The sequence below is a fragment of the Actinoplanes sp. NPDC051633 genome (assembly GCF_040681735.1).
In the GTDB taxonomy this organism is placed as follows: domain Bacteria; phylum Actinomycetota; class Actinomycetes; order Mycobacteriales; family Micromonosporaceae; genus Actinoplanes.
In genome coordinates, this window is the sequence record NZ_JBFAZH010000273.1 from 1 (window position 1) to 7821 (window position 7821).

A 7821-nucleotide genomic window follows, 5' to 3' on the forward strand; every position below is an offset into this window, starting at 1 on the left:
GGCCGGGCACGCCGCCATGACCTCCGGAGGCGGCGCGCGAGCGCTGCGGTCGTGGTCATGCGCCCGGCGTACCCCAAGTAATTGATCTTGGGGTGAAAGCTAGGCTGTCCTCGTCATGGATGGTCGAACTGGATTGCCCCTGGTGGGCATGGTGGGTGGCGGGCAGCTGGCGCGCATGACGCATCAGGCTGCGATCTCGCTCGGGCAGTCGCTGCGCGTGCTGTCGGTCAGCGCCGACGACTCCGCCGCGCTGGTCGCCGCCGATGTGCGGATCGGGTCGCACACCGACCTGACCGCGCTGCGGGAGTTCGCCGGCGGATGCGATGCCGTCACCTTCGACCACGAGCATGTGCCGGGCGACCACATCCGGGCGCTCGAGAAGGACGGGATCAAGGTCTATCCGTCCGCCGACGCGCTGATCTTCGCCCAGGACAAGGGACGGATGCGGGAGCGGCTCTCCGAGCTGGGCGCGCCCGTGCCGCGGTGGCGCCGGGTCCGCGAGCTCGCGGACATCACCGGCTTCGGCCTCCCGGCCGTTGCCAAGGCCACGACCGGTGGGTACGACGGGCGTGGCGTCTGGATGCTGCAGGACGAAGCTCAAGCGCAGGAGCTGATCGCCACCGGCACCAGCCTGATCGTCGAGGAGCGGGTGCCGCTGCGCAGGGAGCTCGCCGCCCTCGTCGCGCGGTCACCGTTCGGGCAGGTCGCGGCCTATCCGATCGTCGAGACCGTGCAGCAGGACGGCATTTGCGTCGAGGTCATCGCCCCGGCGCCGGGCCTGCCGGAGCAGCGGGCCCTCGAGGCGCAGCAGCTCGCGATCGACCTTGCCACCGCCCTCGGCGTCGTCGGGCTGCTGGCCGTCGAGCTCTTCGAGACCGACGACGACCTGATGGTCAACGAGCTCGCCATGCGGCCGCACAACTCCGGGCACTGGACCATCGAGGGCGCGCGCACGTCGCAGTTCGAGCAGCACCTGCGGGCGGTGCTCGACTATCCGATGGGCGCGACCACGCTCACCGCGCCGGTCGTCGTGATGGCCAACGTGCTGGGCGGCCCGCCCGGCGGCATCTCGATCGACGAGCGGGTGCACCACCTCTTCGCGGAGGACCCCGGCGCGCGGGTGCACCTCTACGGCAAGCAGGTGCGGCCGGGCCGCAAGATCGGCCACGTCACGGTGCTGGGTGACGATCTGGCGGAGGTCCGCGCGCGTGCCGCCCGCGCCGCGAAACGGCTCCAGGAGGGCATCTAGCCATGGCACCCGTCGTCGGGATCATCATGGGCAGCGACTCCGATTGGTCCACGATGGAGGCCGCCGCCGAGACCCTCGCCGAGTTCGAGATCCCGTTCGAGGTCGGCGTGGTGTCGGCGCACCGCACGGTGCAGAAGATGGTGGACTACGCGCGGACGGCCGCCGACCGCGGACTTCAGGTGATCATCACGGGGGCCGGTGGGGCGGCGCATCTGCCCGGCATGGTCGCCGCGCTGACGCCGCTGCCCGTGATCGGGGTGCCGGTGCCGCTGAAATATCTCGACGGCATGGACTCGCTGCTGTCGATCGTGCAGATGCCGGCCGGCGTGCCGGTCGCGACGGTGTCGATCGGCGGTGCGCGCAACGCGGGGCTGCTGGCGGTGCGCATCCTCGGCGCGGCCGACCCGGCGATCCGCAAGCGGATGACCGACTTCCAGGCCGGCCTGGAGCGTCTGGTGGCGGAGAAGGACGACGCCCTGCGCGCGAAGCTGCTCGGCTAGCCCTTCACGCCGGTCAACGTCACGCCCTGCACGAAGGCCCGCTGCGCGAAGAAGAACACGATGACGATCGGGGCCATCGCCAGCACGGTGGCCGCGGTCACCAGGTTCCAGTCGACGTGGTGGACACTGTGGAATGACGCGAGGCCCAGCGACAGCGTCCAGGCGTTCTCGTTCTCGCTGGTGTAGAGCAGCGGCCCGTAATAGTCGTTCCAGGCGTAGAAGAACTGGAAGAGCCCGGCCGCCGCGATCCCGGGACGGGCCATCGGCAGCACCACCCGCAGCAGCGTGCGCCACTCGCCGCAGCCGTCCACGCGGGCCGCGTCCAGGTAATCCTGGGGGATGGTCAGCAGGAACTGCCGCAGCAGGAAGATGCTGAAGGCGTCGCCGAGCAGCGTCGGCAGGATCAGCGGCCACAGCGTGCCGGTCAGGCCGTACCGCGCCCACATCAGGTAGAGCGGGACGGTCACCACCTGCGGCGGCAGCATCATCACGCAGATGATGACCAGGAAGAGCACGTTGCGGCCGCGGAACCGCAGCTTCGCCAGCGCGTACGCGGCCGGGACGCTGGACAGCAGCATGAACGCCGTGGCGCAGACCGCGTAGACGACGGTGTTCAGCAGGTAGCGGGGCAGGGGAGTCGCCTGGAAGACCCGCACGTAGTTCTCCGGGTGCCAGGTGTCCGGCCAGTAGTCGCTGGTGAGGGCCTGGTCGCTGGTCATCAGCGAGAGCAGCAGCAGATAGACCACCGGCGCGACGAACATGATGGACACCGCGATCGCGATGCTGTGCCGCGCGATCCAGGTCAGCCGCCTCTGCCGCCGGACCGCCTTCGGCGTCGTGGCGACGACCGGCCGCTCCAGCAGGGCCGTCATGCTTCCTCCCCGGAGAAGGCCTTCGAGCGGCGCAGCAGGAACACCGTCACCGCGAAGGCCACCACGAACAGCGCGACCGCCATCGCGTTGGCGTAGCCCAGGGCGCTGTAGCGGAAGCCGACCGTGTAGAGCCACAGCGGGTACGTGAACGTCGAGCCCTCCGGATAACCGAACGACGACGAGATCCCGCCGCCGGTGGTCGCGCTGCCGCTGGCGACCGCGCCCGCCACCGCCGCCTGATCGAAATACTGCAACGTGTAGATCACACCGGTGACCGCGGCGAACAGGATCACCGGCCGGATCGACGGCAGGGTCACGTAGCGGAAGCGGTGCCACGCTCCGGCGCCGTCCAGCTCCGCGGCCTCGTACAGGCTGGCCGGCACGCCGAGCACCGCGGCCAGGAAGATCACCATGATGTCGCCGATGCCCCACAGGCCGAGCAGCACCAGCGACGGCTTCGCCCAGGCCGGCGAGTTGAACCAGAGCGGGCCGTCGATGCCGATGTGCTCCAGCGCCGTGTTCACCGGCCCGGTGCCCGGCTTGAGCAGGTACACGAACGCGATGGTCGCGGCCACCGGCGGCACCAGCGCGGGCAGGTAGAAAACGGTACGGAAGAAGCCCGCGCCGCTCCGCAACCGGGCGAGCAGCATGGACAGCCCGATCGCGGCGACGATCCGGACCGGGACGAAGACGACCACCATCCACAGCGTGTTGCGCACCGACTGCACCAGGAACGGGTCGCCGGCCATCCGCTTGTAGTTGTCGAGCCCGACCCACTCCGGCACCGAGAGCAGGTCGAACTCCGTGAACGAGAAGTACACCGCGGACACCAGCGGATACACGAAGAAGACGATGATGCCGAGCAGCGCCGGGGCCAGGAAGGTGAGCGCGGTCAGCTCGCGCCGCAGACGCACGCTCAGCCGCCCAGTTGCATGACGCCGTTGACCTGCTTGTCCGCGCCGGCCAGCCCGGCGTCGAGATCGCTGACCTTGCCGCTCTGCCACTGCGTCAGGAACTGGCCGAAGGTTTCCTGGTACGCCGGGCCGGACGGCGACGGCGGCGTGGTGGACGAGTTCGGATTGGCGAAGATGTCCAGGAAGACCTTGAAGTTCGCGTCACTCTGGACGGACGGGTCGGCGAGCGCCGCGGTCGTGGTCGGCACGTTCTTGAGCAGGCCGGCCAGCTTGGTGATCGCCTTGTCGTCGGTGGTGAGATATTCGATCAGCGCCCAGGCCGCCTCGGGGTTCTTGGCGTTCTTGGAGATGCCGACGATGTTGCCGGTGACGTATCCGCCGCCGTACCGGGCCGGGTCGCTGGTCGGCAGCGGGGCGACGCCGAACTGCAGCTTCGGGGCCTGGTCGGCGAGGAAGGCCAGGCGGTACTCGGCGTCCACGTTCATGGCCACCTTGCCCTTCTGGAAGGCGTTGTCGGCGCTGAACTCGTCGCCCAGTGCGGCCTTGAACTTGACCAGGTTGGCGTAGCCGTAGAAGTCGACCAGGTTCTTCTGCCAGGTGAGCAGGGTCTTCCAGGCCGGGTCGGCGCCGATCGCGGACTTGCCGTCGGCGGTCAGCCACTTGGCGCCGACCATCGGGGCGAGGTGCGAGGCGGCGTTCTCGTAGAAGTCGAACAGCGGCAGGAAGCCGACGGTCTTCAGCGAGCCGTCGGGGTTCTTCACGGTGAGCTTCTTGGCGTACTCGGTCAGCTCGTCCAGCGTCTTCGGCGGCCCACTCAGGCCGGCCTCGGTGAACAGGTCCTTGTTGTAGTAGAGCCCGTACGCGTCGGCCAGGAACGGCATCGCGCACCGCTTGCCCTGGAACTCGGTGTACGACCGCGTCGTCGCGTTCAGCTTGTTCAGGTCGATCTTGTCGCGCTGGATGTACTGGTTCAGGTCGACCCAGGCGCCGCTCGCGCAGAACTTGCCGACGATGTCGGTGGAGTAGGACAGCCCGACGTCCGGCCCGCTGCCCGCGCCGATGGCCTGGGTGACCTTGGCGTCGTCCTGGCCCGACTTGACGGTCACCTTGATGGTCGGGTGCGCCGCCGTGAAGTCCTTGATCACCGAGTCGATCGCCGCGGCCTCCCGGTCGGTGAAGAAGTGCCACAGCTCGACGGTGCCGGACACCGACGCGCCCGGCTGAGCGATCTTGTTCTCCTTCGGCGCCGGCGTGCAGGCCGAAGCCAGCAGGACGGCCGCGACCAGCGCGACGACAGCCCGAGTCCGCATGAGTGCACCCCAGTGATTGGCAAACAACTTAATAATTGGTCGGAACGTAGGGCCACGCATCGGCGACTGTCAAGCAATGGGGTTGAATACGGTCATGGCAGTCCGGGGCGTGGTGCGCGAATGGCACACCGACGAGGGCTGGGGAGTGCTGGACCTGCATGGCGCGCAGGGCGGTTGCTGGGCCCACTTCTCGGCCGCGGCGGTGGCGGGCTACGTGAATTTCGCCGCCGGCGACGAGGTTGAGGCCGAGTTCGAAACCCCAGGCCAAGACGGGTACGAGCACAGGGCCACCCGATTCTGGCCGGCGGGCGCCGCCCCGCAGCCCCACGTCGCCGAGGGACCGAGCGGCGCCTACTCGAGCACCCTGACCCTCGACTTCGACTGACCGGCCGCGCGCGGGCTCAGCGCATTCGGACCAATGCTCCGCGCACGCGCTCCTGCGTGCGCCGGCGGTTCTCGTTCGTCGCGCCCAGGAAGAGCAGGACGCCGCCCAGCGGGACCAGCACCAGCCACGGGCCGACCAGCGTCATGGAGAAGTGGATCGCCGCCAGCACCGTCACCGCCGCGCCGATCACCACCGGCGCCTGCTGCTTGAACTGGGAGCCGACGATCGTCGTGCCCACCGCGCCGCACAGCAGCAGCACCTCGCGCAGCGCCCCGCCGTCGGTGGTCAGCACGATCCCCACCGTCGGCACGAAGGCCGCCAGCAGCGCCGGACCGTACGCCGCCCAGCTCGACAGCTCCGGCCGGTTGCGCACCTCGAGCACCCCGACCGTGAGGGCCAGCGCGGCGAACGGCAACGTGTACGCCTCGGGCAGCGCCACCTCCGACAGCGTCATGAACAGCCACCAGCCGATGACCTCGAAGCCGATCGCCAGCCAGAAGAGGTTGCGCCGCTGCTTCGGCGAGCGGTCCGGCCGGGTCGCGGTCAGGCCCATCACCGCGCCCCAGGCGGCGAACAGCGCGGCCAGGTGCTCGGGCGAGTCGTACGCGAGAACGCCGGCCAGCGCCGCCGAGGCGTACCCGCTCCACTCGACCGTGACCGCCTCCCGGCGGTATTGCGGCAGGCCCAGCCGCGGCATGCTGGCCTCCATCATCAGCAGCGCCGCACCCACCGCCAGCACCCCGAACGACGCCCACCGCCGGTCGAGCCCGGCCACCGTCGCGGCGGTGAGCACGAAGCCCTGTCCCATCGAGACGGTGAACAGCCAGCCCAGCACCCGGGCGTGAGCGGTGCGGCCGGCCAGCGCACCGACCAGCCCGACGCCGACCGCCGCGCCCAGCGTGACCAGCGTCAGCGGCCGCTCGGCCAGGCTCCCGGCGAGCCCGGCGCCACCGGCCATCAGCCCGATCACGAAGACCACGACCCGGGTCGACCGCAACAGCGGCGCCCGAGAGGCGACCGGCGGCGGCGTCAGGGCCAGGCCGAGCATCGAGACGGTGAAGACCACCAGCGCCGCGCTGGTCGTGGCCGGCCAGCCGATGCGCAGCCCGATCGGCGCGATCAGCAGCGTGATGGCGAGCCCGGGCAGGATCACCGGCACCGACTCGGCGGCCTTGCCGCCGAAGCCCAGCGCGGCCAGCGCGGCCACCACCGTGAGCAGCACCGCCGCCAGCACGCTGGTGCCGTCCACCGAGACGCCGCTCGGGTGCAGCAACGGCTCGACCGGGCCCTGCCAGATCGCGCCGAGCTGCTGGAACGGGTCGAACAGCGCCCCTGCCAGGGCCGGCCCGAGCGACACCAGGGCGATGATCGTGGGAACGATCGCGACGATCACCGCGCCGGTGGCCGGGTCGACCAGCCAGCGGCCGCGCAGCCCGCTCGGCCGGATCGACGTCCAGCGGCGACGCTCCACCCAGTAGCGGTCCGGCGCGACGGTGAGACCGGGCGCCTGGGTCGCGCCGCGCAGCAGCTCAGCCACCACCCCGAGCAGGGCGGCCGCGGCGGCGTACAGGGCGGTCGGATGGTTGGTGGGCACCGAGGCCAGCGCGGTGATCGTGGCGCCGCCGACCAGCCCGAAGGTGGCCCACGGCAGGTACTGCGGGATCCACCGGCCGGACGCGCACAGCGCGGCCAGGCTGAGCGCGGAGGCGGCCAGCGCGGCGGTCAGCACGACCTGGGCGCTGCGGCCCTGGTCGGCCGCGACCGCTGCGAACACGCCGGGCACGGCCAGCAGAAGGCCGGCGGTGGCCGCGCCGCCGATCAGCGCCCGGTGCCGGGGCATCCCGGTGTCGTCGCGCGCCATCAGCGTCGCGTCCGCATCGGTCTCGTGCGCCGGCGGGGTCAGCGGCTGCCCGAGGCGCGACAGCACCGCCACCACCAGGCCGATGAACACCACCAGGGCCAGCGCCAGCGCGGTGGACCACGGCCGGACCAGGCCGACCGCGATGAAGTGGACGGACACCACGGTCGCGACCGCGGTCCGGGCGATCGCCGCCCGGGGATCCCAGGCCGCCACCGCCGCCACGCTGTAGCCCAGCGCCACCGCGCCGCCGATCAGCAATGGCGACCACCAGGGCAGCCCGAAGGCGGCCGGCGCGCCGACGGTGGCCAGCGCCGCGCACACCGCGCCCACGTCGTACGAGTATGGCGGGGGCAGGGCCGCGGCCGCCGCGATGGCGACGAACAGCAGCGCGAGCGGCGCCTGCCAGGCCGAGGCCGGGATGTTGCCGGGGTATCCGCTCAGGTCGGTGCCCCAGAACGGGCCGGGCGCGGCGAGGATGCGCAGGCCGGCGTTGAGCGCCAGCCACGCGGCGATCAGGCCGACCACCAGGCCGGCCAGGCTGAGGCCGCGCACCGGGCCGCGGCGCCAATCCTCCGGCAGCGCGCGGACGCCCAGGCCGACGGCCAGCACCACCAGGCCCGCCACCACCAGCGGCGCCTCGGGGAAGGCGAGCGCGGCGACCCGGGAGAGCGCGCCGCAGATCGCCACCGTTGCACCGGCCGCGGCGATGTCCGGCCCGTCCAGGATCCGG

6 protein-coding genes and 1 pseudogene are annotated in these 7821 nt (G+C 71.3%); 3 read left to right on the plus strand and 4 right to left on the minus strand.

Annotated features, from left to right (window positions below):
- Positions 1 to 115 precede the first annotated feature (115 nt).
- Positions 116 to 1249 (plus strand): 5-(carboxyamino)imidazole ribonucleotide synthase, encoded by a 1134-nt coding sequence (locus AB0M20_RS17305; RefSeq protein ID WP_364299164.1) that lies wholly within the window; start codon positions 116 to 118, stop codon positions 1247 to 1249.
- Positions 1250 to 1251: 2 nt separating this feature from the next.
- Complete coding sequence (purE, locus tag AB0M20_RS17310) at positions 1252 to 1749, plus strand: 5-(carboxyamino)imidazole ribonucleotide mutase (protein WP_364299167.1); 498 nt, start codon at positions 1252 to 1254, stop codon at positions 1747 to 1749.
- Here the strand turns inward: purE and AB0M20_RS17315 are convergent.
- From AB0M20_RS17315 to AB0M20_RS17325, 3 genes are read right to left on the minus strand one after another with little or no spacing between them, the layout of a single operon-like run.
- Complete coding sequence (locus AB0M20_RS17315) at positions 1746 to 2621, minus strand: carbohydrate ABC transporter permease (RefSeq protein ID WP_364299169.1); 876 nt, start codon at positions 2619 to 2621, stop codon at positions 1746 to 1748. The genes purE and AB0M20_RS17315 overlap by 4 nt on opposite strands.
- The gene (locus AB0M20_RS17320) at positions 2618 to 3535 is read right to left on the minus strand and encodes a sugar ABC transporter permease (protein WP_364299172.1); all 918 of its coding nucleotides are present in this window, start codon (positions 3533 to 3535) and stop codon (positions 2618 to 2620) included. The genes AB0M20_RS17315 and AB0M20_RS17320 overlap by 4 nt, the downstream gene beginning before the upstream one ends.
- 2 nt (positions 3536 to 3537) lie before the next feature.
- Positions 3538 to 4845 (minus strand): ABC transporter substrate-binding protein, encoded by a 1308-nt coding sequence (locus AB0M20_RS17325; protein WP_364299174.1) that lies wholly within the window; start codon positions 4843 to 4845, stop codon positions 3538 to 3540.
- Between the two features lie 94 nt (positions 4846 to 4939).
- On the opposite strand from AB0M20_RS17325, the gene AB0M20_RS17330 reads away from it, so the two are divergent.
- Positions 4940 to 5230, plus strand: a complete 291-nt coding sequence (locus AB0M20_RS17330) for a cold shock domain-containing protein (protein WP_364299176.1) — start codon at positions 4940 to 4942, stop codon at positions 5228 to 5230.
- Positions 5231 to 5246: 16 nt separating this feature from the next.
- Here the strand turns inward: AB0M20_RS17330 and AB0M20_RS17335 are convergent.
- A pseudogene (locus AB0M20_RS17335) lies at positions 5247 to 7821 on the minus strand (hypothetical protein); the annotation flags it as partial.

Coding starts and splice junctions, on each gene's coding strand:
- AB0M20_RS17305 (WP_364299164.1), top strand. CDS start 116: ATGGATGGTCGAACTGGATTGCCCCTGGTGGGCATGGTGGGTGGCGGG.
- purE (WP_364299167.1), top strand. CDS start 1,252: ATGGCACCCGTCGTCGGGATCATCATGGGCAGCGACTCCGATTGGTCC.
- AB0M20_RS17315 (WP_364299169.1), bottom strand. CDS start 2,621: ATGACGGCCCTGCTGGAGCGGCCGGTCGTCGCCACGACGCCGAAGGCG.
- AB0M20_RS17325 (WP_364299174.1), bottom strand. CDS start 4,845: ATGCGGACTCGGGCTGTCGTCGCGCTGGTCGCGGCCGTCCTGCTGGCT.
- AB0M20_RS17330 (WP_364299176.1), top strand. CDS start 4,940: ATGGCAGTCCGGGGCGTGGTGCGCGAATGGCACACCGACGAGGGCTGG.